Below are 23,912 nucleotides of genomic sequence, written 5' to 3' on the forward strand. Positions count from 1 at the left end.
CCGGAGCCGGGGCCGGGGCTGGGACCGAGGCCGGGGTCGGGGCCGAGGCAGGGGGCGCGACCGGCGCCGGGGCCGGGCGCGGGACGCTCACGCTGTACGCCGCCGGATCGGTCGGCATGGGCGTCTGGGTCACCGTGCCCGGTCTGCTCCTGCTGTACTTCCTCACCGACGTGCTCGGCGTCCCCGCCCTGATGGCCGGCTTCACCCTGCTGCTGCCCAAGGCCGTCGACGTCGTCGCCCACCCGCTGCTCGGCTCCCGCTCCGACCGGCAGGCCCGCCGCGACGGCCACCGGCGGCGGATGATGCGCACCGGACTGCTGCTCGGCCTCGCGATGACCGCGGTGTTCAGCGTCCCGTCCGCCCTACACGGCTGGGGCGCCGCGCTCTGGGTCGGCGGCTGGTTCACCGCCGGGAACCTGCTGTTCGCCGCGTTCCAGGTGCCCTACCTGACCACCCCCTCCGACCTGGCGGTCGGCTACCACGAACGCACCCGGGTCTTCATGTTCCGGATGGCGCTGCTCACCGTCGGCCTGCTCGCCGCCGGCGTCGCCGCCCCCGCGCTGTCCGCCGGCGGCGGCCGCGCCGACTACGCCCGGATGGCCGTCCTGCTGGCCGCCGCGATGGCCGCCTCCGCCGCCGTCGCGCTGCTCGGCGTGCGCCGGCTCACCGCCGAGTGCGGCTTCAAGGCCCCCGCCGAACGGGCCGGCCACTCCACCCGCGCCGACCTGCGCACCGCCCTGCGCGACCCGGACTTCCGCCCGCTGGTGCTGTCCTACCTGTTCACCGGCACCACCACCCACCTCTTCCTGGCCGCGCTGCCCTACGTCACCGCGTACGTCTTCCACGACAGCGGGCTCACCGCCCTGTTCATGGGCCTCTTCCTGGCCCCCGCGATGCTCGCCGGACCCGCCTGGACGGCCTGGTCGCGCCGCCCCGGCAACGGCAAGCAGCGCGGACTGCTCGCCTCCCAGGCCGCCTTCGCCACCGGCTCGGTCCTGCTGCTGCCCGCCGCCGCCCTGCTGGACGGGGGAGCGCGGGTCGCCGCCACCGCCGCCGTGGTGATGGTGATGGGCGTCGCCTTCGCCGGCCTGCAACTGTTCGCGTTCGCGCTGCTGCCCGACGCCGTCGCCGCCGCCGAACACGCCGAAGCCGGCGCCTACACCGGCGTGTGGACCGCCACCGAGGCCACCGGCACCGCCGTCGGCCCCTACCTGTACGCGGCCGTCCTCGCCCTCGGCGGCTTCGTCTCCAGCACCGCCGGCGAGCACGCCGCGCAGAGCGACGCGGCCCTGACCGCGCTGCTGGCCGGGTTCACCCTGCTGCCCGCCGCGCTGATGTCCCTCGCGCTCGCCTGCCAACGGCGCTGCGCGCTGGACGCCCGCCGATGACCGGCACGCTCCCCGCTGCCGGACGGCGCGCAGGTGCCGGAGGTCGGCGCGGGCGTGCTGCGCCCCGGCACGGCCCGGGCGGCTGGCGCGGTCGCCGACGCCGCGATCAGCCGGCTGACGCCGGTCGAGTACGTCCGGGACGTGCTGGCCCCGGCCCTGGGGGCGGGCGCCCGCGCCGCCGGACGGGAGCGGCCGCGGATCGTCACCGCCGTCCACGCCGCGCTGGACCGGCCGGGCCGCAACGCGATGGTGCTCGCCCGGCGCGCCACCGGGTTCCACCTGCGGGTGCCGCACTACGCGGACATGCTGCGCCGGGCCGGGCTGGACGTCGACCCGGCCGACCCGGTGACCTCCGCCCGGGAGCTGGTCGAGGAGGGCGTCTTCCTGTTCGGCACCCGCCGGGAGGTCCGCGCGGGCATCGGACGCCTCTTCGCGGCGGGCGTCGACGAGGTCGTGGTCAACCCGGTCGCGGTGGCGGAGAACCACGGCGTCCCGGCGGCCACCGCCGACCCGCGGGGACTCCTGGCGGACGCCCGAGATGGCTGACGGCGCGTCAGGTGACTTCGCGCGGGTGCGAGTCGGCCGTCTCCCGGCGGGGTACGGGAAGACCGGGGGTGAGGCCGTGGAGAAGTACCTGTGGGGTCCGGTCGGCGCGACGGCGGCCGTGTTCGTGCTGTGGGGGCTGCTGGCCCTGCGGGACCGGGGACTGGGCCTGCTCAGCCTGGTCGGCTTCGTGCTGGTCCTGGTCCTCGGCGTGGTGGGCGCGCTCCGCCTGGGCAAGCAGGGCGAGGGGATCGCGGGCGTGTCCCTGGTGGGGGTGTACGCGGCCTGGACCTTCCTCTGCGCCGCCGGACTCGGCATGCAGGACCAGCAGATCATGCACGACCGCGGCGTCACCTCCGACGCCGAGGTGACCCGCGCCGTCGTCACCTCCGACCCGATGGCCGGTGTCGGTCCGTCCGTGACCGCCGTGGACGTCCGGCTCGCCGACGGCACCGTGCTCCACAACGTCTCGACCGACGGCGACCACCCCGCGCTCGGTGACCGGCTCCAGGTCACCGTCGACCCGCGCGACACGGTCGACGCCCGGCTGGGCCCGCGCCCCGACCCGCCCGGCCGCACGCTCGCCTTCACCATGCTGGCCGTCATGGGCGTCTGCGCCGTCCTCACCGTCGTGGTACCGAGCGACTGAGCGCCCCTCCCGGGGTCCGCGGCCCCGCCGGTGCGGCCCGGTCAGCGCAGCACGGCGGACAGCAGGTCGCCGCCGAGGGCGGCGGTGGCGGCCAGGTCGAGGACGTGGTGGACGTGGCGGCCCCGGCGGTGGGCGGTGAGCAGGCCGGCCCGGCGCAGCACGGCGAGGTGGCGGGAGACCTCGGGCGGGGTGAGCTCCCAGGCGCGGGCCAGTTCGCCGGTGGTGTGCGGGCCGCGGGCCAGGGTGCGGACCAGGCGCAGCCGGACCGGGTGGGCCAGCGCCTCCAGCCGGAGGGCGACCGTCTCCAGCGCCACCGTCGCCGCCCGCTCCCCGTCCGCCGCCGGGTACTGGACCACCGGCTGCCAGCCCGGGGCGTACACGGCGACCAGGTGCGGGTGGCCGAACACGCTCGGCAGGAAGGTCACCCCGGCCGGGCCGGCCTGCGTCGTGGAGTCCTGCAGCTTGTCGAGGACCAGCGAACCGCCGTCCGGGGTCACCGCGACCGCCGCGGACACCTCGGCCATCGCCGCCGCCAGGCCCTGACGGCGGCTCAGCTCGGCCTTGTCCCGCACGTCCCGGCCCAGGCGGGCGGCCAGCGCCGGCCACTCGGGGTCGAAGAACGCCTCCGCGCACAGCTCCAGGGTCTCCCGCACCCGGGCCCGGACCGCCGCCGGATCGTCCAGCAGCCGCTCGACGAACGCCTCCTGGGCCGGGCCGCGGGCCTGTGCCCGGTCCAGCGCGGCGGCCCGGGCCGCCGGGTCGTGCAGCGGGGAGCGGTCGGCGAAGGTCCGCCGGTTGGAGCCGCAGGAGGTGACCAGCGCCGTGTGCGCGTACCGCTCGTCGTCCAGTCCGTCCAGCTCGTCCAGCTCCGCCGCCAGGGTGGCCCGCGGCCGGGCCGGCAGCAGGAAGTCCGCCCGCGAGGAGCGCCACAGGAACTCCGCCTCGCGCAGCCGCTCGGCCAGCTCCGGGCGCAGCCCCGCCCACACCCCCGCCGCCCACCCGGCCAGCCGCGGATGGTGCTCCGGCGAGGCCAGCACGTGCAGCATCGCGGTCAGTTCGGCGAGCGGGGAGACACCGAACCGGATCCGCTCCGGCGGCGTCCCGGCGAGGTCGATGCGCAGGGTCACCCCGGTATTCTCCCCGCGCACGGACGCCGGACCGGCGCCGGTTGACGGAAAGCGTCAACCGACGTGACCGCCCCGCCGCCCCGCCCGCAGCCTGGGCGCCATGACCGCCACCACCCGCCCCGCCGCGCCGCCGCCCGCCCCGCCGCGCCCCACCCCGCGCCGACTGGTCCGGGCCGGCGGCGGCCCGCGCTACGCCGCCGCCCTGCTCGTCGACGCCCTCGGCTCCGGCCTGCTCCGCCCGTTCCTGCTGCTGTACGGCATCGAGGTGCTGCGGTTGGACGCGGCCACCACCGGCCTGGCGATGACCGGCGGGATCGTCGCGGGCCTGGCCTGCATGCCGCCGCTGGGCCGCTGGCTGGACCGGGGCGCGCGCAGCGCGGCGGTCGCCGCCGCGATGCTGGTGCGGGTGCTCGGCGTGGCCGCGCTGCTGGCCGCGCCGACCGGGGGAGTGGCGCTGTTCACGCTGGCCGCGCTGTTCCTCGGCATCGGCAACCAGGCCTGGCCGGCCGCGCACGCCGCCCTGGTCACCACCGTCGCCGAGCCCGGCCTGCGGGACACCGCGCTGGCCGCCGCCCGGGCCGTCCGCAACGCCGGGCTCGGCATCGGCGCGCTGCTCGCCACCGTCTGCCTGGCCGGCGGCGCCCCCGCCCTGCGGGCCCTGGCCGCGGTGGCCGGCGCGGGCTTCCTGGTGGCCGCCGCGCTGGCCCGCTCGGTGCGGGTCGGCGCCGCCGGGCGGGGGGTCGGGCGCGGGTCCGACCCGGCGGCGGACGGGGTGGAGCGGGACGGCGGGGCGCGGCGGCTGTGGGCGGTGCTGGCGGCCAACGTGGTGTACGTGTTCTGCCTGAACGTGCCCGAGATCGCGGTGCCGCTGGTGCTGGTGACGGTGCTGCACGCCTCGCCGGCCTGGCCCGCCGCCGTGTTCGTCGCCAACACCGTGCTGGTGGTCACCCTCCAGGTGCCGGTCACCGCCTGGGCGGCGGCCCGCTGGCCGCGGGCGAGGGTGCTGGCGCTCGCCGGAGCCGTGCTGGCCGCGAGCTACCTCGCCTTCCTGGCGGCCACCCCGTTCGGCCCGCTCGCGGTGGCGCTGGTGACCGTCCCCTGCACCCTCGGCGAGATCCTCTACGCGGGCAGCGCCACCCCCCTGGTCACCGCGCTGGCCCCGCCCGGCGGGCTCGGCCGCGCGCTGTCCCGGCTGCAGTTCTCCACCGGCCTGGGCCTGGCCCTCTCCCCGGCCGTGATCACCGCCCTCGCCCCGGTCGCGCTCTGGCCGGCCCTGGCCGCGGGCACCCTCGCCGCGGCCGGGGCCGTCCACCGGGGCGGCGGGGCTCAGCCGCAGGTGGTGTCGCGGGCGGGCAGCTGGCCGGTGGTCAGGTAGCGGGTGACGCTGTCGTCCGCGCAGGACGGGCCGCCGACCACCACGCCGTGGCCCTCGCCGCCGGCCACGGTGACCAGCCGGGAGCCGTGCAGGGCGCGGCGCATGCCCTGCGCCATGCCGAGCGTGGTCTGCGGGTCCCACTCGTTCTGGACGATCAGGGCGGGGACGCCGTTGTCCACCACGGTGGTCGGCTCGCCGGTGCCGCGCGGCCAGAACGCGCACGGCTGGACGTTCGCGCCGAAGTCGCCGGCCAGCGGGGCGGCGGCCCGGTCGCGGACGGCGTCCCGGCGGTACTGCTCGGGGTCGCGCGGCCAACTGCCGGGGGCGTCGCCGCAGAAGACCGACCAGGCGACCGAGGCGGTGTTGTCGGGGGCGACGGCCTCCGGCAGCGCGGGCGCGGGCGGACCGCCCTCGGCGGCGGCCTTCAGCGCGGCGAGCCAGGCGCTGACCTCCTCGACGTGCACGAACGCGGCGTACCGGGCGCGGACGGCGTCGCCGTCCACCGGCCCGCCCCCGGTCGGGACGGGCGTCCGGTCGGCGCGGGCGACCAGCTCCCAGAACGTCCGGCGGACCCGCTCCGGGGTGGCGCCCAGACCGTACGCGCCGTCACGGGCGGCGGCCCACTGCGTCCAGCGGGTGAAGGCGAGTTCGGCGTCCTCGGCGCCCCGCCGGAGGGTGCCGCGCCAGGCGAGCGCCGGGTCGACCGCGCTGTCGAGCACGATCCGGTCCGCCCGCCGGGGGAACAGCTGGGTGTAGACGGCGCCGAGGTAGGTGCCGTACGAGTGCCCGAAGTAGGAGATCCTCCGCTCGCCCAGGGCGTCCCGGACCAGGTCCATGTCCCGGGCGGCGTTGCGGGTGGTCAGGTGCGGCAGCACGTCGCCGGCCTTCGCCCGGCACCGGTCGGCGGCCGACCTGGCCAGGGCGGTGTCCCGGGCGAACGTCCGCGCCGAGTAGGGGCGTTGGAAGACCCGCTGGTCCGCCGTCAGGTCGCAGGCGATCGGCGAGCTGCGGCCGACGCCGCGCGGGTCGAAGCCGACCAGGTCGAAGCGGGCCGACACCTGCGGCGCCAGGCCCGGGGCCAGGTCCACCGGCAGGTCGAGCCCCGACCCGCCCGGGCCGCCCGGGTTCAGCAGCAGCACGCCGTGCCGCCGCGCGGGATCGCCCGCCCGGACCCGGGAGACCGCGATGTCGAGCGTCCGGCCCGCCGGGTCGGCGTAGTCCAGCGGGACGGTGACCTTCGCGCACTCGAACGCGGCCGGGCGCGCCGGGTCGCAGCGCTCCCACCGCGGCCGCTGCCCGGTGTAGCGCCGCAGCGGGTCGTCCGCGGCGGACGCCACCGCCGGGGTCAGGGCTGCCAGCACGGCCGCCGCCGCGCCCAGGGCCAGGACGGTGGTCTTCCGTCCGCCGTGCAGAACCATTCATTCCTCCATGCGGGGCAGGGGGCCGGGAACGCCTCCAGTCTCCGGCCGCCGGTCGGCGGCCCGCGTACCGCGCGGGGACCGGATCGGGCTCCGACCTCCGGGGTACGGCGGGTTCCCGGCGTCATGCCGGAGGGCCACGCCACCCCCGACTCCGGTCCCGGTCGCGGCCACCGCCCGGGCCGCCGGGTGACATTGACGGGGCGTCCGGGTGAAGGGCGAACGGCGGTGCCGTGCAGGGGAGTTCGAGCGGAATTTCGAGCGGCGCCAGTACTGGAAGGAAAGTTTCCTTTCTACTACTCTCGCTGACGGCGGCCCGGCGCGGCGCCCGCACCGGACGGGGCGTGACGCGCTCAGCGAGAGCTCTGACCCGGCCGCCGCGGTGGAGTGCGGCCACCGCCCCCGGTGCGTCCCGCACCGGCGCCCAGCTCTCCCCGTTCCAGGTCAGGGAGTTCACAGATGCACCAGGCAACCACGGCCCGCCGGGCCCGGATCGGCGGCTACGCCGTCTCGCTCGCCCTGCTCGGCGGACTGCTCATCGGCTGGTCCGACCGCGCCGGAGCGGCGGCCGACCCGCTCCTCTCCCAGGGCAAACCCGCCACCTCCTCCTCCACCGAAGGCAGCTCGTACGCCGCCGCCAAGGCCTTCGACGGCAGCGGCAGCACCCGCTGGGCCAGCGCCGAGGGCAAGGACCCGCAGTGGCTGCAGGTCGACCTCGGCACCACCGCCACCGTCACCCGGGTCAAGCTCAGCTGGGAGGCCGCCTACGGCAAGGCCTACCGGCTGGAGATCTCCACCGACGGCACCACCTGGACCGCCCTCGCCACCGAGAAGGCCGGCAACGGCGGCACCGACGAGTTCACCGGCCTGACCGGCAGGGGCCGCTACGTCCGGCTGTACGGCACCGCCCGCGGCACCTCGTACGGCTACTCGCTGTACGAGATGGAGGTCTACGGCACCACCGGCGCCGGCACCCCCTCGCCGAGCCCCACGCCGAGCCCCTCGCCCACCGGCACGCCCGGCACCGGCGCGTTCACCGTCGTCGCGGCCGGCGACATCGCCGCCCAGTGCACCGCCGCCGACAGCGGCTGCGCCCACCCGAAGACCGCCGCGCTCGCCCAGCGGATCAACCCCGCCTTCTACCTCACCATGGGCGACAACCAGTACGACGACGCCCGGCTGAGCGACTTCAAGAACTACTACGACAAGAGCTGGGGCGCCTTCAAGGCCAAGACCCGCCCCGTCCCCGGCAACCACGAGACCTACGACCCCGCCGGGTCGCTGGCCGGCTACAAGTCCTACTTCGGCGCGATCGCCTACCCCCAGGGCAAGAGCTACTACAGCTACGACCAGGGCAACTGGCACTTCATCGCGCTCGACTCCAACTCCTTCGACCAGAGCGCCCAGATCGACTGGCTGAAGGCCGACCTCGCCGCCAACGGCAAGAAGTGCCTCGCCGCCTACTGGCACCACCCGCTCTACTCCTCCGGCGGCCACGGCAACGACCCCGTCTCCAAGCCCGTCTGGAAACTCCTCTACGCCGCCAAGGCCGACCTCGTCCTCAACGGCCACGACCACCACTACGAGCGCTTCGCCCCGCAGGACCCCGACGGCCGGGCCACCGCCGACGGCATCGTCGAGATCGTCGGCGGCATGGGCGGCGCCGAGCCCTACCCCATCGAGCAGATCCAGCCCAACAGCCAGAAGCGGATCAGCGGCGACTACGGCGTCCTGAAGCTCGACTTCACCGACACCGGCTACAGCTGGACCTACGTCGGCACCGACGGCCGGGTCGAGGACACCAGCCCCGCCTACGACTGCCACTGATGATGTACCTGGCCACCACCGGCCGCCGCCCCGACGCGCCCGCCCGCCCCGCCCGGCCGGGCGGGCGCGTCCCCGGCACCGTCCTCGCGCTCGGCGCGGTCAGCCTGGTCACCGACGTCTCCTCCGAGATGGTCACCGCCGTGCTGCCGCTCTACCTGGTGCTCGGCCTCGGCCTGTCACCCCTCCAGTTCGGCTTCCTCGACGGCCTGTTCAACGGCGCCACCGCACTCGTCCGACTCCTCGGCGGACGGCTCGCCGACCGCGGCGGCGGCCGCCACAAGCACGTCGCCGGGGCCGGCTACCTGCTCTCCGCGCTCTCCCGGCTCGGCCTGCTGCTGGCCGGCGGCGCCGCGAGCGGCATCGCCGCCGCACTCGCCGCCGACCGCCTCGGCAAGGGCGTCCGCACCGCCCCCCGGGACGCGCTCATCACCCTCAGCACGCCCCCCGCCGACCTCGGCCGCGCCTTCGGCGCCCACCGCGCCATGGACACCACCGGCGCCCTGCTCGGCCCGCTGGCCGCCTTCGCCGTGCTCCAGGCCACCGCCGACGCGTACGACGCCGTCTTCGTGCTCTCCTTCGGCACCGGACTGCTCGGCGTCCTGATCCTCGTCCTGTTCGTCCGCGACCGCCCCGCCGACCCGGCCGCGCCGGTGCCCGCGCCGCGTGCCCCGCGCCCCGCGCGGCGGGGGAACGCGGAGGCGGGGGCCGGGGCCGGCCGGCCGACCGTGCGCCAGGTGCTGCGCGACCCCGCGCTGCGGCGGGTGGCCGGGGCCGCCGCACTGCTCGGGGGCGCGACCGTCGGGGACTCCTTCCTCTACCTGCTGCTGCAGCGCCTGCTCGACCTGCCCGCCGAGGTGTTCCCGCTGCTGCCGCTGGGCTCGGCCGCCTGCTACCTGCTGCTGGCCGTCCCGGTGGGCCGGATCGCCGACCGCACCGGCCGCCGGGCCCCGTTCCTGGCCGGGCACCTCGCGCTGCTCGCCGCCTACCTGCTGCTGCTCGTCCCGGTCGGGTGGGCCACCGCCGCCCTTGTCCTCGTCCTGCTCGGCGTCTTCTACGCCGCCACCGACGGGGTCCTGATGGCGCTCGCCGGGCCGCTGCTGCCCGCCGCCGGCCGGGCCGGGGGCCTCGCCGTCGTCCAGACCGGCCAGGCGCTGGCCCGGCTGGCGGGGGCCGCCGCGTTCGGCGCCGCCTGGACCTACTGGGGCACCCGCCCCGCGCTCGCCGCCGCCGTACTCGCGCTGGCCGCCGCGCTGCTCGCGGCCCGGCGCGTCCTGCCCGAAGGGAAGACCGCATGAGCACACCGGAGAGCGGAGCGGCGCCGACCGGCGGCGCCGGACCCGGACCGGTCCGGACGGAGGACCGCCTGACCGCGTTCGACCTGCCCGGGGCCGAGGTGGAGGACGTCGGAGCGGGGCGCCGGATCGCCGGGTGGCGGCTGGTGGTGCTCGGCGTCGCCCTGCTCGCGCTGTTCGGCGGCTCGCTCGGGTACGTGCTGCACGCCCGGGCGCGCGGCGGCGCGCACCGGGTCGTCGCCGCCGACGGCTCCTTCACGCTCGACCGCGCCGGGCTCTACTACCGGGACGCCGCCACCGGGCGGGTCGCCCGGGAGGGCGGCGAGGCCGGCGGTCCCAGTTGCGAGCGGTTCTACGCCGGGGGCGAGCGGGCGCTGTGCCTGCGCGCGCTGCCCGGCACCCCGGCCCGGACCGAAGCCGTCGTCTACGACCGGCGGTTCCGGCAGCTGCAGAGCATCACCGTGCCCGGCATCCCGAACCGGGCCCGGGTCTCCGCCTCCGGCAACCTGCTGTCCTGGACGGCGTTCGCGGTCGGCGACTCCTACGCGGTCAGCGGGTTCTCCACCCGCACCTCCGTGCTCGACCTGCGCACCGGCTACCTGATCAAGTCGATCGAGGGCATCCCGCTGACCGTGGACGGCACCCGCTACCACGCCGCCGACGTCAACTACTGGGGCGTCGGCTTCGCCGCCGACGACAACCGGTTCTACGCCACCGTCTCCACCGGCGGCCGCACCCGCCTGGTCGAGGGCGACCTGGCCGCCTGGTCCGCCCGGACCCTGCGGGAGAACGTCGAGTGCCCCTCGCTCTCCCCGGACGGCACCCGGCTGGCCTTCAAGAAGAAGGTCTCCGACGACCCGGCCGCGCCCTGGCGGCTGTACGTCCTCGACCTGGCCGACCTGCGCGAGCACCCGCTCGCCGAGACCCGCAGCGTCGACGACCAGGCGGCCTGGCTGGACGGCGCCACCCTCGGCTACGCCCTCCCGAACGGCCGGGGCACCGACCTGTGGACCGTCCCCGCCGACGGGACGGGCGCGCCCGCCCTGCGCGTCCGCGGCGCCTCCTCGCCGGTGGCCGTGCCGGGCGGCTGACCGCGCGTCAGCCCGCCGGACGCCCGGCGGGGGCGGGAATGCGCCGGGCCGGAGCGGGCACACGGGCGGGCATGAGCGAAGCCGTCCCGCCGAAACCGACCACCCCACCGGCCCCGACCACCCCACCGGCCCCGGCCGCTCCGCCGGCCCCGGTCGCTCCGGCCGTCCCGCCGCGACCGCCCGTCCCGCCGGACGGGCACCGGGGGTGGCGGCGGTGGCGGATCGGCGCCGCGGCGGCCGCGCTGGTCCTGCTCGGCGTCTACGCGGTGGCCCTGACCGACCGGAACGGCGCCGTGGACGGCGTCGGGGAGGGGCCCCGGGCGCTGCCCGGCAGCCCGCGCGCGCTGCTGCTGGACGGGGTGTCGGGCCGGGTCGAGATCGTCGGGTCCGGTGGCTCCGCCCTCACGGCCGAGTACCTCCCCGAGGGCTCCGACACCCCCGGCCCGGTCGGGCTCGGCCCGGCCGGGAGCGACGGCGCGGTGCCCGTGCGCTGCGCCGCGGACGGCGGCCCGTTCGGCCGCTGCGGCGGGCGGCTGCGGCTCACCGTCCCGGAGGGCACCGCGCTGACGGTCCGCCAGGACTCCGGGGAGATCGCCCTGTCGGGGCTGCGCGGCGACCTCGCCCTGTCGCTGGCCTCGATCCGCTGCACCGCCGTCGGCCTGCGCCCGGAGCACGCGACGGTGTCGATCCGCTCCGGCAGCGCCGACCTCGGCTTCGCCGCCCCGCCCGACGAGCTGGCCCTGGACGCGACCTCCGCCTCGGTGGCCCTCCGGCTGCCGCCCGGGGACGGCGGCTACGCCTTCGACCCGGACCAGGCCTCCGCCGACGTCCGGATCGCCCTCCCCGCCCGGGCGGACGCCGACCACCGGGTGCGGCTGCGCGCCACCTCGGCCTCGGTGGCGGTCCTGCCCGCCGCCGGATAGGGGCGGGCGGGCCGGTCGGCCGCCGGTCAGTCGGCGGCCGGGGGGCGCCAGGGCTCGAACCACGGGTCGGGCCAGCGTTCGGCGGCGGCCAGCAGCGGGAACAGGGTCGCGCCGTCGATGCTCTCGCGGAGGAGGTCGGCGTGGCCGCCGTGCCGCGCGGTCTCCTCGATCAGGTGCAGCAGCACCCAGCGGACCGACCAGTTCTCCACCTCCGCCGGGAACCACGGCACCCCCCGGGGGACCGGCACGGCCTGCCCGAGGTCGGCGACGGCGGCGACCACCGCGTCCGTCTCACGGGCCGCCGCCGCGTACTGCGCCAGGGCGCCGGCCAGGGTCTCCCGGTCGGTGAGCGCGAACTCGGCAGAGTCGTCCTCGTCCGCCGTCCGCTCCGGGCCGCGCCGGCGCCGCAGGACCAGGTCGGTCCAGCCGGCCTCGCAGCGGGCGGCGTGCTTGATCAGGCCGCCGATGCTCAACGCGCTGGCGGTGGGCGTCAGTCGGGCCTGTTCCTCGGTCAGGCCGTGGGCGGTGGCGCGCAGGGCGCGGCGCTGGTGGGCGAGGTAGGCGAGCAGGCCGTCGCGCTCGTCGGCGATGGGCGGTACGTGTGCGGGCATGGGGCAGACCTTCTCGCCCCGGGTGGGGAGCGGTCAACCCTGCTGTGGAAGAAATTTCAGCCTATTGCGCAAGGCGAATGGCTACTAACTCTGGGGCTTATCGGGCGAGTTGCGGATCATCGGCGGAGTGGAGATAGGATCCGCCAGAAATTTTCTGCAAGAGTTTGCATGACCAGGGGGAGCCACCGTGCCGAGAGTCGTCCCGCCCGTCCCCGACGAGCGCACGGCGCTGACCGCCTACCTCGCCCACCAGCGCCGCGCCCTGCGCGCCACCGCCCACGGCCTGACCGACGACCAGGCCAGGACGGCCGCGTCCGCCGGCCCGCTGAGCATCGGCGGCCTGATCAAGCACGCCGCCCGCTGCGAGGCGTTCTGGACCGGACTGGTGCTGCGACGGCCCGCCACGCCGCAGGCCGGGGACGAGTTCCGGCTCGGGCCGGACGAGACGCTGGCCGGGGCGCTGGCCGCGTACGCGGCGGCGGCCCGCGCCACGGACGCCGCGGTCGCGGCCGTCGCCGACCTCGGACGGGCCGTGCCCGTGCCGCCGGGGGCGGCCTGGGTGCCCGCCGGGGTCGGGGCGTGGTCGGTCCGCTGGGTGCTGCTGCACCTGATCGAGGAGACCGCCCGGCACGCCGGCCACGCCGACCTGATCCGGGAGGGCGTCGACGGCGCCACCTTCGACCCGCTGCTGGCCGCCGCCGAGGGCGGGGACGTGCCGTGGGCCGAGCCGTGGCGCCCGGCCGGCCCGGCGGCGTCGGGCGCCGCCGCCGGGTGACGGGCCGTCAGCCCGCCGCGCCGCAGCGCTCGGTGTCGATCTCCGGCAGGTTCGCCGCCGCGTACCGCGAACCGTGCACCGTCTCGTCGGAGAGCACCCGGCCCGCCGCCGCCAGCAGCTCGGCCGGAACCTCCAGGTCCAGGACCGCGACGTCCTCCCGCAGGTGCTCGACCGAGCGGGTGCCCGGGATGGCGACGACGTGCTCGCCGCGGGAGAGCACCCAGGCCAGCGCCAGCTGCGCCACCGTCAGGCCCGCGTCGGCGGCCAGCGCGGCCAGCTCGGCGCGCAGCGCCAGGTTGGCCGGGTAGTGGGCGTCGGTGAAGCGCGGCATGGTGTGCCGGATGTCGCCGGGCGGCAGCTCGGCCATCGCGGGCGGCGCGTCGGTGAGGAAGCCGCGCGCGACCGGGCTGAACGCGACCAGGGCGACCCCGAGTTCACGGGTGGCGGCCAGGGTGCCGCGCTCCGGGTTGCGGGTCCACAGGCTGTACTCGTTCTGCAGCGCCGCGACCGGGTGCACCGCGTGCGCCCGGCGCAGGGTGGCCGCCGACACCTCGGACAGGCCGATCTCGCGGACCTTGCCCGCCGCGACCAGCCCGGCCAGCGCGCCGACGCTCTCCTCGACCGGGACGGCCGGGTCGAGCCGGTGCAGGTAGTACAGGTCGATCACGTCGGTGCCCAGCCGGGCCAGCGACTCGTCCGCGGTGCGCCGGATCGTCTCCGGGCGGCCGTCGATGACGCGCCGTCCGTCCACGCCCGTCATGCCGCACTTGGAGGCCAGCACGATCCGGTCGCGGTGCGGGCCGAGCACCCGGCCGACCAGCTCCTCGTTGGCGCCGAAGCCGTACAGCGCGGCGGTGTCGAAGAGCGTGACGCCCGCGTCCAGCGCGGACAGCAGCAGCTTCGCGGCGTCCTCCGGGGAGGGCGCGGTGCCGTAGGCGTGGCTGAGGTTCATGCAGCCGAGGCCGACGGCCGGGACCTCGAACGGGCCGATCCGGCGGGTGCTCACACGCCCACCGGGAGGGCGAGCTGCCGTTCGAGGTCGGCCAGGGTGCGGTAGCAGGGCAGCACCTGGGCGAGCGAGGCGTTCGGCTCGCGCCCCTCGCGGATCGCGGCCACGAACTCGCGGTCCTGCAGTTCGATGCCGTCGAGGGAGACGTCGATGCCGCTGACGTCGATCGGTTCGTCTTCTCCGGTCACCAGGTCATCGTAGCGAGCGAGGTAGGTGCCGGTGTCCCCGATGTAGCGGAAGAAGGTGCCGAGCGGGCCGTCGTTGTTGAAGGAGAGCGAGAGGGTGCAGATCGCGCCGCTCGCCGCCTGCAACTGGATCGACATGTCCATCGCGATGCCCAGCTCGGGGTGGACCGGGCCCTGGACCGCGTTGGCCCGGACGATCGGCGAACCGGTCTGGTAGGCGAACAGGTCGACGGTGTGCGCGGCGTGGTGCCACAGCAGGTGGTCGGTCCAACTGCGCTTCCGGCCGAGCGCGTTGAGGTTGGTGCGGCGGAAGAAGTAGGTCTGCACGTCCATCTGCTGGACGGTCAGCTCGCCGGCCGTGATCCGCCGCCGCACCCACTGGTGGCTGGGATTGAAGCGGCGGGTGTGCCCGGCCATCGCGACCAGGCCGGTGCGCTCGGCGGCCGCGACGGACGCCTCGGCGTCCGGCAGCGAGGCCGCGACCGGGATCTCCACCTGCACGTGCTTGCCCGCCGCCAGGCAGGCCCGGGTCTGCTCGGCGTGCAGCGGCGTCGGGGTGGCCAGGACCACCGCGTCCACGTCGTCCGCCGCCAGCACCTCGGCCAGGCTGCCGGCCGCCCGCTCGACGCCCTGCTCGGCGGCGAACCTCCGCGCGCTGTCCGGCGAGGAGGAGACCACGGCGGCCAGCTCCACGCCCTCGATCCGGCGCAGCGCGGCGGCGTGCTTGGCGCCGAACGCGCCGCCGCCGGCCAGGGCGATCCGCAGGGGCTGCTGGGTGGTCATGTCAGTTCTCCTCGGGGTGCCGCGGGTGGTTGTTCAGGATCAGGTGGCCGACGGCGGTGTTGGAGGCCGGCACGTGGTAGAAGCGGTGCTCGACGTCCACCGTGCCGCCGCCGTCGACGTCGCTCAGCGCGCCGCGCGCGATCAGCCACATCACCAGCTCGATGCCCTCCGAGCCGGCCTCCTCGACGTACTCCAGGTGCGGCACCCGGGCCAGGCCCGCCGGGTCGGCCACCAGCCGGTCCAGGAAGGCGTTGTCCCACTCCCGGTTGATCAGCCCGGCCCGCGGGCCCTGCAACTGGTGGCTCATCCCGCCGGTGCCCCACACCTGGACGTCCAGCGGACGCGGGTACGACTCGATCGCCCGGCGCAGCGCCCGGCCCAGCTCGAAGCAGCGCGACCCGGACGGCACCGGGTACTGCACCACGTTGACGTGCAGCGGGATCACCTTGCACGGCCACCTCTCGACCTCGCCGAACATCAGCGACAGCGGCACCGTCAGCCCGTGGTCGACCGGCATCTCGTTGGCCAGCGTCAGGTCGAAGTCGTCCTGGATCAGGCAGTGCGCCAGGTGCGCGGCCAGCTCCGGGTCGCCCTCGACGCCCGGCACCGGGCGCGGGCCGTAGCCCTCGTCGGCGGTCGGGTAGGCGGCGCCGGTGCCCAGCACGAAGGTCGGGACCAGCGAGAGGTCGAAGGCGCTGGCGTGGTCGTTGTAGACCAGCACCACGACGTCCGGGACGTGCGCGGCGGCCCACCGCCGGGAGTGCTCGTACCCGGCGAACACCGGCCGCCAGTACGGCTCGTGGGTCCTGCCGTGGTCCAGCGCCGCGCCGATCGCCGGGACGTGCGAGGTGAACACGGCGGCCGAGACGGCGGCGTGCTCGGCGGGCGGCGCCTGGCCGGCGTGCGCGGCCTCCAGCACGGCGTGGTCGATCCGGCCGGCCGGGGCGGTGGCGGAGCGGCCGCCGGCCACCATCATGTCCCGGTACTCCTGCTCGGTCATGCCGGTCATCGAGCCCGCCATCTGCTGGAACGAGAACCCCAGCGTGGCGCCCCACTTGGCGAGGAAGTAGATGTTCCCGCCCTCGCGCACCGCCGCGTTCAGGTCCCGGTCCAGCAGCGCCCGCCTCTGCTCCTCGCGCAGCGGCCAGGCGTCCAGGTAGGCGCGCTCGTCGGCCAGGTAGGCGGCCCGGTTCTCGGCCGTCATCAGCGACATGCAGAACTGGTTGAGGTGGTAGCCGCGGGCGGACTGCTCGGCGTCGAAGATGGTGGTGCCGGGGACGAGCCGGTACCTGCGGTCCAGTGCCACGCCGCTCAACTCCCTTCGTTCTCGGGGCCCTCGGGCCAGTACAGGCGGGTCGGGTTGTCGACCAGGAGCTTGTGCCGCAGCTCGGCGGTGGGCGCGACGTGCGACAGGAAGTCGACCAGCAGGCCGTCGTCCGGCATGTGGTCCCTCAGGTTGGGGTGCGGCCAGTCGGTGCCCCACAGCACCCGGTCGGGGAACTCCCCGACCACCCGGCGGGCGAACGGCACCACGTCCCGGTAGGCGTTCCGCTCGCCGTCCAGGGCGGCCGGACCGGTCAGCGAGAGCCGCTCGGGGCAGCCGACCTTGCACCAGACGTCCTCCCGGGCCCGCAGGAAGGACAGGAACTCGGCGAACTCCGGGCCGTCCGGGTCCTTGGAGACGTCCGGGCGGCCCAGGTGGTCGACCACCAGCGGCACCGGGACGGACAGGAGGAACTCGCGCAGCCCGGCCAGGTCGGCGGCCTCGAAGTACAGCACCACGTGCCAGCCGAGCGGGGCGATCCGCTCCACCACGTCCCACAGGTCCGCGCGCGGGGTGACGTCGACCAGGCGGCGGACGAAGTTGAACCGGACGCCGCGCACCCCCGCCCCGTGCAGCTCGCGCAGCTCGGCGTCCGAGACGCCCGGCCGCACGGTCGCCACGCCGCGCGCCCGGCCGCCGGAGCGGCGCAGCGCGTCCACCAGGGCGCGGTTGTCGGCGCCGTGGCAGGTCGCCTGGACGATCACGTTGCGGGCGAAGCCCAGGTGGTCGCGGAGCGCGAACAGCTGCTCGGCGGAGGCGTCGCACGGGGTGTACTTGCGCTCGGGCGCGTACGGGAACTCGGCGGCCGGGCCGAACACGTGGCAGTGCGCGTCCACCGCGCCCGCCGGGAGCGCCAGTCCGGGGCGGCTGGGGGCCGGGTGCCAGTCCAGCCAGCCCGGGGTCTTCCCCTGGTCCACGGCGATCAGTCCTCGTAGCGCAGGCCGAGCTCGGCCAGCGGGCCGCGCATCGCGTACATGTCCAGGCCGAGCTCGCCCGAGCGCAGCCGCTCGCGCTTGCCCGCCTCGTTCTCCTCGCGCCGCGCCGAGGCCCCGGCGACCTCGGCGACCCGCTCGCGCGGCACCACCACCACGCCGTCCGCGTCCGCCAGCACCACGTCGCCCGGGCGGACCAGCGCGTTGGCGCACACCACCGGGACGTTCACCGAGCCCAGGGTGGCCTTCACCGTGCCGCGGGCGTTCACCGCCCGGGAGAACACCGGGAAGTCCATCGCCCGGAGCTCCGCGACGTCCCGCACCCCGCCGTCGATCACCAGGCCCGCGCCGCCCCGGGCGCGGAACGAGGTCGCCAGCAGGTCGCCGAAGAACCCGTCCTCGCTCTCCGTCGTGCAGGCCGCCACCACCACGTCGCCCGGCCGGACCTGCTCCGCCGCGACGTGCAGCATCCAGTTGTCGCCCGGCTGCAGCAGCACCGTCACCGCCGGACCGCACAGCCGCGCCGACGGGTACACCGGGCGCAGGTACGGGCGGGTCAGGCCGGTGCGGCCCATCGCCTCGTGGACGGTCGCCGTGCCGAAGGCCGACAGCGCGGCCACCGCGGCCGGGTCGGGCCGCTCGATCTTCGTGCGGACGACACCGAGTTCGGTGTGCATGGGTCTCTCCTCCTAGGGGGTCGGGGCGGTCAGCGCGCGGCGAGGCGGGCGGCCAGCCGGGGGTGGACGCGCAGCGCGTTGCCGGCGTACACGGCCGCCCGCTGCGCGTCGGTGAGGCGGTCGGTCGCGTCCACGTACCGCCGGGTGTCGTCGAAGTGGTGGCCGGTCAGCGGGTCGACCCCCCGGACGGCGCCGATCATCTCGCTGGCGAACAGCACGCCCCCGGCCGGCACCACCGAGGCCAGCAGGTCGATGCCCGGCTGGTGGTACACGCAGGTGTCGAAGAAGACGTTGCCGCCCACCAGCTCCTCCGGGGTCGGCCCGCCGAGCGCCTGCGCCAGCCCCCGGAAGCGCCCCCAGTGGTAGGGCACCGCGCCGCCGCCGTGCGGCACCACCAGCCGCAGCGTCGGGAAGTCCGCGAACAGGTTCCCCTGCAGCAGCTGCATGAACGCGGTGGTGTCGGCGTTCAGGTAGTGCGCGCCGGTGGTGTGGAACGCCGGGTTGCAGGACGTCGACACGTGCACCATCGCCGGCACGTCGTACTCCACCAGCGCCTCGTACAGCGGGTACCAGGAGCGGTCGGTCAGCGGCGGGGCGGTCCACCGGCCGCCGGACGGGTCCGGGTTGAGGTTCACCGAGACCGCGCCCAGCTCCTCCACCGCGCGCCGCAGCTCCGGCAGGCAGCTCGCCGGGTCGACGCCCGGCGACTGCGGCAGCATCGCGCCCATCGCGAAGCGCTCCGGGAACAGCGCGCTCACCCGGTGCACCAGGTCGTTGCAGATCCGCGCCCAGGCGGACGAGACCGCGAAGTCGCCGACGTGGTGCGCCATGAAGCTGGCGCGCGGCGAGAAGACCGTCAGGTCGGTGCCGCGCTCGTCCATCAGCCGCAGCTGGTTGGACCCGACCGCCTCGCGCAGCTCGTCGTCCGAGATCCGCAGCTCGTCCGGGCGGGGGGCGTTCGCCGGGTCGTTCACGGCGGCGCTCTGGCGCTCGCGCCAGGCGGCGAGCTGCGGCGGGGCGGTGGTGAAGTGGCCGTGCGCGTCGATGATCACGGTGGGTCTCCGGGGAGTCGGGAGGGCCGGGAAGGCCGGGGGAGCCGCAGGAGGGGCGGGCGGGGCGGGCGCAGGTCAGGCGGAGGACGGCCAGCCGGTGTACTGCTCGGCCAGGTACGCGCGGCCCGCGCGGGTGCCCACCACGCCGTCCAGCTCGCCCAGTTGGCGGCGCAGCTCGAACGGCGAGGCACCCGGCGCGGTGTGCAGCAGGCGGGTCATCCAGGACGAGAAGTGCTGGGCCCGCCAGATCCGGCGCAGCGCCAGCGGCTGGTAGTCGGCCAGGGCCGGCTCGCCCTCGCCGCCCAGCGCCCGCAGCAGCACGCCCGCCAGCACCTTGACGTCGTGCAGCGCCAGGTTCAGCCCGCGCGCGCCGGTCGGCGGCACGGTGTGCGCGGCGTCGCCCGCCAGCAGCAGCGAACCCCAGCGCATCGGCTCCTGCACGAAGGACCGGAAGCGCAGCACCGTCCGCTCCAGGACCGGCCCCTCGACCAGCCGGAAGCCGTCCTCGCCCGCCACCCGGGCCTGCAGGGTCGCCCAGATCCGCTCGTCCGACCAGTCGGCGGTGGACTCGGCCGGGTCGCACTGGAAGTACATCCGCTGGACGGTCTCGGTCCGCCGGCTGATCAGCGCGAACCCGTGCTCCGAGTGCGCGTACACCAACTCCGGCGCGCTGGCCGGGGCCTGGGCCATCACGCCGAACCAGGCGAACGGGTACTCGGTGCCGTAGCGGGTGCGCAGCGCCTCCGGGACCAGGCCCCGGCACATGCCGCGCGAACCGTCCGCGCCCACCACGTAGCGGGCCCGCAGCTCGTGCCGGGTCCCGTCCGCGGCGGTGAAGCGGACCCGGGGACGGTCGGTGTCCACGTCCAGCACCTCGGGGCCGGTGACGCCGAAGTGCACCGTCCCGCCGTCCCGCGCGCGGGCGTCCGCCAGGTCGACGAACACCTCGGTCTGCGGGTACAGCCACACCGAGGCGCCCACCAGCGCCCGGAAGTCGATCCGGTGCGCCCGGCCGCCGAAGCGCAGCTCGGTGCCCCCGTGCTCGTGGCCCTCGCGCAGGATCCGGTCGCTCACCCCGGTCTCCACCAGGTCGCGGGCGGCGTCGGCCTCCAGGATGCCCGCCCGGTGGGTCGACTCGATCTCGGCCCGGGTGCGCAGGTCGACCGCCACCGCGTCCACGCCCGCCCGGCCCAGCAGGTGGGCCAGCATCAGCCCGGCCGGGCCCGCGCCGACCACCGCGACGGGCACCTCGGTGACGGTGTCGACTTCCGGGGCGTCGACTTCCGGGGCGTCGACGTGGGCGGATTCGGGCATGACGGCTCCAGGGCACGGCGGGGGAGGGTTCGTGCACCCGGGGCGACGGGACGCCGCCGACCGGGCACGCCCCGAACGTTGGCAGCCCGCCGGGCCGCCCGTCCGCACCCTTTCCGCCTGACGGAAAGACCCCGGCCGCGGCCGCCCCGCCCGACCAGACTGCGTGACGTCCCTACAGCGCCGTGCGGGCCCGCCGCCCCAGCTCCTCGGAGATCCCGTGCACCGCCCGCAGCAACGGCTCCCGCAGCCCCCGCGCCCGCTCCGCGCCGCGCGCCGCCACCACGATCCCCAGCGCCGCGCCCACCGGCCCCGACCGGCCGATCCGCACCGGCGCGGCCACCGCCACCGTGCTCTCCGACAACTGGCGGTCGCTCACGAACACCTGCTCCCGGCGGATCAGGTCCAACTGCGCGCGCAGCGTGCGCGGATCGGTCACCGTGTGCGGCGTCCAGGACCGCAGCGGCTCCGCCAGCACCTCCTCCTGGAACTCGCGCGGCGCGTGCGCCAGCAGCACCCGGCCCATGCCGGTCGACGCCACCGGGAAACGGGTGCCCACCATCGTCAGCAGGTCCACCGAGCGGTGCCCGGCGATCCGCTCCACGAACACCAGCTCGGTGCCCTCGCGCACCGCCAACTGGACGTTCTCGTGCGTCGCCTCGTACAGGTCCTGCATGAACGGCAGCGCCGCGTCCCGCAGGATCTGGGTCCGCGGACACCCCGAGGCGACCTCCCACAGCCGCAGTCCCACGTGCCACGACCCGTCCTCGGCCCGCTCCAGCGCGCCCCACGCCGCCAGCTCCGCCACCACCCGGTGCGCCGTGCTGACCGCCAGACCCGCGCCCCGGGCGATCTCCGACAGCGTCCGGGACGGGTGCTCGCGGTCGAACACCGCCAGCACCCGGAGGACCTTGCCCGCAGCCGAGACACCGTTCGCACTCATCCCGCCAGTCTCCCACCCCGTCCGGTCCCACCCCGTCCGGTCCCGTCCCGCACCGTCCCGCACCCGGAGGAACCCTCGTGAACCAGCCCGCCCAGCCCGCCCCGGCCGCTCTGCACGTGCTCGGCTCGATGGCCGTCCGCCCCGCCCTCGCCGCCCTCGCCCCGCTGCTGCCCGCCGTACGCCTCGAAGCCGCCGGCGGCGTCGAGATCGCCCGCCGGATCCGCGACGGCGCCCCCGCCGACCTCGCCGTGCTCGCCGCCGACGCCCTCGCCGCGCTGCACGCCGAAGGGCTGGTCGAACCGCCCCTGCCGCTCTGGGACTCGGCGACCGTCGCCGCCGTGGCCCCGGACGCGCCGCCCGCCGCCCTGGACACCGTCGCCGACCTGACCGCCCTGCTCACCGGCGCCCGCGCCGTCGCCCACTCCACCGGCCCCAGCGGCACCGCACTGCGCGCCCTGGTCGGACGGCTCGGCCTGACCGGCCGCGTCCGCCTCGTCCAGGCCGAACCCGGCGTCCCCGCCGGCCGCCTGCTCGCCGACGGCCGCGCCGACCTCGCCTTCCAGCAGCACAGCGAACTCGCCGGCCTCCCCGGCGTCCGCGTCCTCGGCCCGCTGCCCGGCGACACCGCCATCACCTCCACCTTCGCCGCCGCCGTCCTCACCACCACCCCCGCCCCCGACCGGGCCCGCGCCCTGCTCGCCCTGCTCGCCGACGAACGGGCCGCCGCCACCGTCCGGGCCCACGGCATGCACCCGCACCGGCCGGACCTCCCGCGCTGAACCGGCGCCCCCTCCCGCCCGGGCGCCGGCTCCCGGCCGGCCGGCGGGCGGGTGAGGTGCGGCGTCGACCCGCCGTCACGCCGGGTCGATAAGGGTTGGACGCCCGCCGGGCCGGGGCGGAGACTGGGTGCGGTGACGACCCAGACGGACCCCTCCCCGGACCTGTACCCCGACGCCTCCACCGACCTCGGCGCACTGCGACGACACCTGGCGGTGCTGCACGGCGGGAAGGTGGTCTCGGTGCACGTGCCCAGCGGGGGCGAGGGCCTGTTCGGGCTGCTGCTCGGCCTGACCCACCGCCACCCCGACGGCCGGACCGAACTCGTCCACCGCTGGTTCACCGTCTGCGGCCCCGCCTGGCGCCTGGACCGCGCCGCCCCCGGGCCGGCCGCCCCGGCCGCCGCCCCGGGCGACGCCGTCCCGCGCCCGGCCGCCGACCTGCGGGTGCTGATCGGCCGCGAGATCACCGGCGTCCGGCTCACCGAACCCGGCTGGGACACCCTGCTCGACTTCGGCGACCACCGGCTGAGCGTCCTCCCCACCGCCCACCGCACCCCGGACACCACCCCCGACTGGGTCCTGCGCCTGCCCTCCCGCCGCCGCCTGCTGGTCGGCCCCGGCGCCCGCTGGACCGAGCACGGATGAGCGCCGCCCCCCGGGCCCGGCCACCGGGGTGCGCTGGCATGATCGCCTGATGCTGCCCCACGTGCACCGCGTCACCAAGTACGACCCCGCCGACCGCGACGAGAACGGCTACTACACCGGCACCGAGGACATCCTCAGCGACCACGGCCCGGTCGAGGCCGCGTACGTCGCCGCCGTCGCCGCGTTCGCCGCGGAATCCGGCGTGGACGTGCTGGAGGTCCGGGAGCCGTCGCTGCCCTCCGGACCGGTCCACTTCGGGGCCGAACCCGCCTACGGGGACGAGGAACTGGACGCGCTGCTGCCCGGCGGCCGGGAGGCGCTGCACGACGGGCTGCGGGTCGACCTGGCCACCGCGCAGGGCCTCGTCCGGGCGATGCTGCGCGACAGCGGGTTCTGGGGCCGGCTGGAGGCCGAGGGCCGGTTCGCCGTGCACGTCGGCTACGACCAGTACCTGTACGTCGGCAGCCACCTGCCGTGCGAACGGGCCGTCGCCGCGACCGCCGCCGCCGGCCTGTTCGCCGAACGGATCGACGCCTCCCCGTACGACCCGGAGCCGGAGGAACGCGAGGTCGCACTCCGCCCCGCCGACCGGGAGTTCTGGGAACGGCTGCGCTGGTGCGTCGAACGCGGCGAGGCCGGCCTGCTGGAGGAGCACTCCGCCGCCACCCGCTGGCACCGGCTCACCCCCGCCACCCTCGACACCGTCCGGGCCGGCCTCGCCCCGCGCGCCCACCTCGCGGTGCGGCCCGACGTCCTCGGCGACCCCGCCGCCGTGGCCGGGGCGCTGGCCGCGACGGCCGGCGGGACCGACACCCGCACCCTGCTCGTCGAACACGCGGACGGCCGGATCACCGGCGACGTCCACCACCCCGACGACCCGCTCCCCGACCTCTCCTCCGCCCGGGGCGCTGCCCTGCTGTCGACCGCCGCCGACGAGGACCCCCCGCTCTTCACCGCCGCCCGCCCCGACCCCGACGGCACCCTCCGCCTGCGTCGGCACCCCGACCCGGCCCCCGGCGACCACCGCTGGGCCCGCCTGCGCGCCCTGGAGCCCGGCACCCCCGTCACCGTCGAGGTGGGCCCGGACGGCACGGCCGAACTCGACGGCCTCCCCGCCCTGCTGCGGGGCGGCCACCCGGCCCCCGGGCGGGTCGAGGGCCGGATCACGGCGGTCGACATGGTCCGCGAACGCGTCGAGGTCGAGGCCGGCGGCCCCGCCGGCGGGGCCGCCCGCTGAGGCGCCCGGCGCGGCG

General features: G+C 76.6%; 23 protein-coding genes. 12 read left to right on the top strand and 11 right to left on the bottom strand.

Annotation, left to right across the window (positions count from 1 at the left end; all coding sequences use genetic code 11):
• The first annotated feature begins 116 nt into the window (after positions 1-116).
• From ACZ3J7_RS12795 to ACZ3J7_RS12805, 3 genes are all read left to right on the top strand, one after another.
• Positions 117-1,388, top strand: coding sequence for an MFS transporter (locus tag ACZ3J7_RS12795; RefSeq protein WP_465619769.1), 1,272 nt, complete (start codon positions 117-119; stop codon positions 1,386-1,388).
• 33 nt (positions 1,389-1,421) lie between these two features.
• A complete protein-coding gene (locus tag ACZ3J7_RS12800) occupies positions 1,422-1,934 on the top strand; it encodes an LLM class flavin-dependent oxidoreductase (RefSeq protein WP_465619771.1) in 513 nt (170 codons plus the stop codon).
• A gap of 76 nt (positions 1,935-2,010) precedes the next feature.
• Entirely contained in the window at positions 2,011-2,580 is a 570-nt protein-coding gene (locus tag ACZ3J7_RS12805; protein WP_465619773.1) for a hypothetical protein, read from the top strand.
• A 41-nt stretch (positions 2,581-2,621) separates the two neighbouring features.
• Here ACZ3J7_RS12805 and ACZ3J7_RS12810 read toward each other — a convergent pair whose 3' ends face one another.
• Positions 2,622-3,707, bottom strand: a complete 1,086-nt coding sequence (locus tag ACZ3J7_RS12810; RefSeq protein WP_465619775.1) for a DUF5937 family protein — start codon at positions 3,705-3,707, stop codon at positions 2,622-2,624.
• A gap of 100 nt (positions 3,708-3,807) precedes the next feature.
• On the opposite strand from ACZ3J7_RS12810, the gene ACZ3J7_RS12815 reads away from it, so the two are divergent.
• Entirely contained in the window at positions 3,808-5,082 is a 1,275-nt protein-coding gene (locus ACZ3J7_RS12815) for an MFS transporter (RefSeq protein ID WP_465619776.1), read from the top strand.
• On the opposite strand, the gene ACZ3J7_RS12820 is transcribed toward ACZ3J7_RS12815, so the two are convergent.
• Positions 5,034-6,500, bottom strand: a complete 1,467-nt coding sequence (locus ACZ3J7_RS12820; RefSeq protein WP_465619778.1) for an alpha/beta fold hydrolase — start codon at positions 6,498-6,500, stop codon at positions 5,034-5,036. The two genes, ACZ3J7_RS12815 and ACZ3J7_RS12820, sit on opposite strands and share 49 nt — an antisense overlap.
• A 459-nt stretch (positions 6,501-6,959) precedes the next feature.
• On the opposite strand from ACZ3J7_RS12820, the gene ACZ3J7_RS12825 reads away from it, so the two are divergent.
• The 4 genes from ACZ3J7_RS12825 to ACZ3J7_RS12840 all read left to right on the top strand — a co-directional run bounded on the left by ACZ3J7_RS12825 (position 6,960) and on the right by ACZ3J7_RS12840 (position 11,633).
• Positions 6,960-8,327, top strand: a complete 1,368-nt coding sequence (locus ACZ3J7_RS12825; protein ID WP_465619780.1) for a discoidin domain-containing protein — start codon at positions 6,960-6,962, stop codon at positions 8,325-8,327.
• A gap of 2 nt (positions 8,328-8,329) precedes the next feature.
• A complete protein-coding gene (locus tag ACZ3J7_RS12830) occupies positions 8,330-9,622 on the top strand; it encodes an MFS transporter (RefSeq protein ID WP_465619985.1) in 1,293 nt (430 codons plus the stop codon).
• The gene (locus ACZ3J7_RS12835) at positions 9,619-10,710 is read left to right on the top strand and encodes a hypothetical protein (protein WP_465619782.1); all 1,092 of its coding nucleotides are present in this window, start codon (positions 9,619-9,621) and stop codon (positions 10,708-10,710) included. Before ACZ3J7_RS12830 ends, ACZ3J7_RS12835 begins: the two co-directional genes overlap by 4 nt.
• Before the next feature lie 71 nt (positions 10,711-10,781).
• Entirely contained in the window at positions 10,782-11,633 is an 852-nt protein-coding gene (locus tag ACZ3J7_RS12840; RefSeq protein ID WP_465619784.1) for a hypothetical protein, read from the top strand.
• Between the two features lie 26 nt (positions 11,634-11,659).
• On the opposite strand, the gene ACZ3J7_RS12845 is transcribed toward ACZ3J7_RS12840, so the two are convergent.
• Complete coding sequence (locus tag ACZ3J7_RS12845; protein ID WP_465619785.1) at positions 11,660-12,244, bottom strand: DinB family protein; 585 nt, start codon at positions 12,242-12,244, stop codon at positions 11,660-11,662.
• A gap of 187 nt (positions 12,245-12,431) precedes the next feature.
• Between ACZ3J7_RS12845 and ACZ3J7_RS12850 the strand changes: the two genes are divergently transcribed.
• Entirely contained in the window at positions 12,432-13,019 is a 588-nt protein-coding gene (locus tag ACZ3J7_RS12850) for a mycothiol transferase (RefSeq protein ID WP_465619787.1), read from the top strand.
• A 7-nt stretch (positions 13,020-13,026) separates the two neighbouring features.
• Here the strand turns inward: ACZ3J7_RS12850 and ACZ3J7_RS12855 are convergent, their stop codons facing one another.
• The 8 genes from ACZ3J7_RS12855 to ACZ3J7_RS12890 form a co-directional block, all read right to left on the bottom strand.
• Positions 13,027-14,025 carry an aldo/keto reductase gene (locus ACZ3J7_RS12855; protein ID WP_465619789.1) on the bottom strand — a complete coding sequence of 333 codons (999 nt, stop codon included), beginning with the start codon at positions 14,023-14,025 and terminating at the stop codon, positions 13,027-13,029.
• Positions 14,022-14,996, bottom strand: coding sequence for a Gfo/Idh/MocA family oxidoreductase (locus tag ACZ3J7_RS12860; protein WP_465619791.1), 975 nt, complete (start codon positions 14,994-14,996; stop codon positions 14,022-14,024). Before ACZ3J7_RS12860 ends, ACZ3J7_RS12855 begins: the two co-directional genes overlap by 4 nt.
• A gap of 1 nt (position 14,997) precedes the next feature.
• Positions 14,998-16,302 (bottom strand): protocatechuate 4,5-dioxygenase subunit alpha, encoded by a 1,305-nt coding sequence (gene ligA, locus ACZ3J7_RS12865; protein WP_465619793.1) that lies wholly within the window; start codon positions 16,300-16,302, stop codon positions 14,998-15,000.
• A 5-nt stretch (positions 16,303-16,307) separates the two neighbouring features.
• Entirely contained in the window at positions 16,308-17,243 is a 936-nt protein-coding gene (locus ACZ3J7_RS12870) for an amidohydrolase family protein (protein WP_465619987.1), read from the bottom strand.
• Positions 17,243-17,929 (bottom strand): 4-carboxy-4-hydroxy-2-oxoadipate aldolase/oxaloacetate decarboxylase, encoded by a 687-nt coding sequence (gene ligK / locus ACZ3J7_RS12875; RefSeq protein ID WP_465619795.1) that lies wholly within the window; start codon positions 17,927-17,929, stop codon positions 17,243-17,245. Before ligK ends, ACZ3J7_RS12870 begins: the two co-directional genes overlap by 1 nt.
• Positions 17,930-17,958: 29 nt before the next feature.
• Positions 17,959-18,981, bottom strand: a complete 1,023-nt coding sequence (locus tag ACZ3J7_RS12880; protein ID WP_465619797.1) for an amidohydrolase family protein — start codon at positions 18,979-18,981, stop codon at positions 17,959-17,961.
• A gap of 75 nt (positions 18,982-19,056) precedes the next feature.
• Positions 19,057-20,295 carry a 4-hydroxybenzoate 3-monooxygenase gene (locus tag ACZ3J7_RS12885; protein WP_465619799.1) on the bottom strand — a complete coding sequence of 413 codons (1,239 nt, stop codon included), beginning with the start codon at positions 20,293-20,295 and terminating at the stop codon, positions 19,057-19,059.
• Positions 20,296-20,467: 172 nt separating this feature from the next.
• The gene (locus ACZ3J7_RS12890; RefSeq protein ID WP_465619801.1) at positions 20,468-21,235 is read right to left on the bottom strand and encodes an IclR family transcriptional regulator; all 768 of its coding nucleotides are present in this window, start codon (positions 21,233-21,235) and stop codon (positions 20,468-20,470) included.
• A gap of 77 nt (positions 21,236-21,312) precedes the next feature.
• Here ACZ3J7_RS12890 and ACZ3J7_RS12895 point away from each other — a divergent pair, with 77 nt between their 5' ends.
• The 3 genes from ACZ3J7_RS12895 to ACZ3J7_RS12905 all read left to right on the top strand — a co-directional run bounded on the left by ACZ3J7_RS12895 (position 21,313) and on the right by ACZ3J7_RS12905 (position 23,896).
• Positions 21,313-22,014 (top strand): substrate-binding domain-containing protein, encoded by a 702-nt coding sequence (locus tag ACZ3J7_RS12895; protein ID WP_465619804.1) that lies wholly within the window; start codon positions 21,313-21,315, stop codon positions 22,012-22,014.
• 132 nt (positions 22,015-22,146) lie between these two features.
• Positions 22,147-22,659: a hypothetical protein gene (locus tag ACZ3J7_RS12900; protein ID WP_465619806.1), complete on the top strand. Its 513-nt coding sequence runs from the start codon at positions 22,147-22,149 to the stop codon at positions 22,657-22,659.
• A gap of 49 nt (positions 22,660-22,708) precedes the next feature.
• Positions 22,709-23,896, top strand: a complete 1,188-nt coding sequence (locus ACZ3J7_RS12905) for an RNA-binding protein (protein WP_465619808.1) — start codon at positions 22,709-22,711, stop codon at positions 23,894-23,896.
• Positions 23,897-23,912 lie beyond the last annotated feature (16 nt).

Source organism: Kitasatospora sp. NPDC015121 (genome assembly GCF_055562955.1).

What these genes read in the sequence shown, in the direction of transcription:
- ACZ3J7_RS12905 (WP_465619808.1), top strand. Translation starts at nt 22,709, where the DNA reads ATGCTGCCCCACGTGCACCGCGTCACCAAGTACGACCCCGCCGACCGC.
- ACZ3J7_RS12835 (WP_465619782.1), top strand. Translation starts at nt 9,619, where the DNA reads ATGAGCACACCGGAGAGCGGAGCGGCGCCGACCGGCGGCGCCGGACCC.
- ACZ3J7_RS12890 (WP_465619801.1), bottom strand. Translation starts at nt 21,235, where the DNA reads ATGAGTGCGAACGGTGTCTCGGCTGCGGGCAAGGTCCTCCGGGTGCTG.
- ligK (WP_465619795.1), bottom strand. Translation starts at nt 17,929, where the DNA reads ATGCACACCGAACTCGGTGTCGTCCGCACGAAGATCGAGCGGCCCGAC.
- ACZ3J7_RS12815 (WP_465619776.1), top strand. Translation starts at nt 3,808, where the DNA reads ATGACCGCCACCACCCGCCCCGCCGCGCCGCCGCCCGCCCCGCCGCGC.
- ACZ3J7_RS12845 (WP_465619785.1), bottom strand. Translation starts at nt 12,244, where the DNA reads ATGCCCGCACACGTACCGCCCATCGCCGACGAGCGCGACGGCCTGCTC.
- ACZ3J7_RS12885 (WP_465619799.1), bottom strand. Translation starts at nt 20,295, where the DNA reads ATGCCCGAATCCGCCCACGTCGACGCCCCGGAAGTCGACGCCCCGGAA.
- ACZ3J7_RS12825 (WP_465619780.1), top strand. Translation starts at nt 6,960, where the DNA reads ATGCACCAGGCAACCACGGCCCGCCGGGCCCGGATCGGCGGCTACGCC.
- ACZ3J7_RS12840 (WP_465619784.1), top strand. Translation starts at nt 10,782, where the DNA reads ATGAGCGAAGCCGTCCCGCCGAAACCGACCACCCCACCGGCCCCGACC.
- ACZ3J7_RS12795 (WP_465619769.1), top strand. Translation starts at nt 117, where the DNA reads ATGGGCGTCTGGGTCACCGTGCCCGGTCTGCTCCTGCTGTACTTCCTC.
- ACZ3J7_RS12860 (WP_465619791.1), bottom strand. Translation starts at nt 14,996, where the DNA reads ATGACCACCCAGCAGCCCCTGCGGATCGCCCTGGCCGGCGGCGGCGCG.
- ACZ3J7_RS12820 (WP_465619778.1), bottom strand. Translation starts at nt 6,500, where the DNA reads ATGGTTCTGCACGGCGGACGGAAGACCACCGTCCTGGCCCTGGGCGCG.
- ACZ3J7_RS12830 (WP_465619985.1), top strand. Translation starts at nt 8,330, where the DNA reads ATGTACCTGGCCACCACCGGCCGCCGCCCCGACGCGCCCGCCCGCCCC.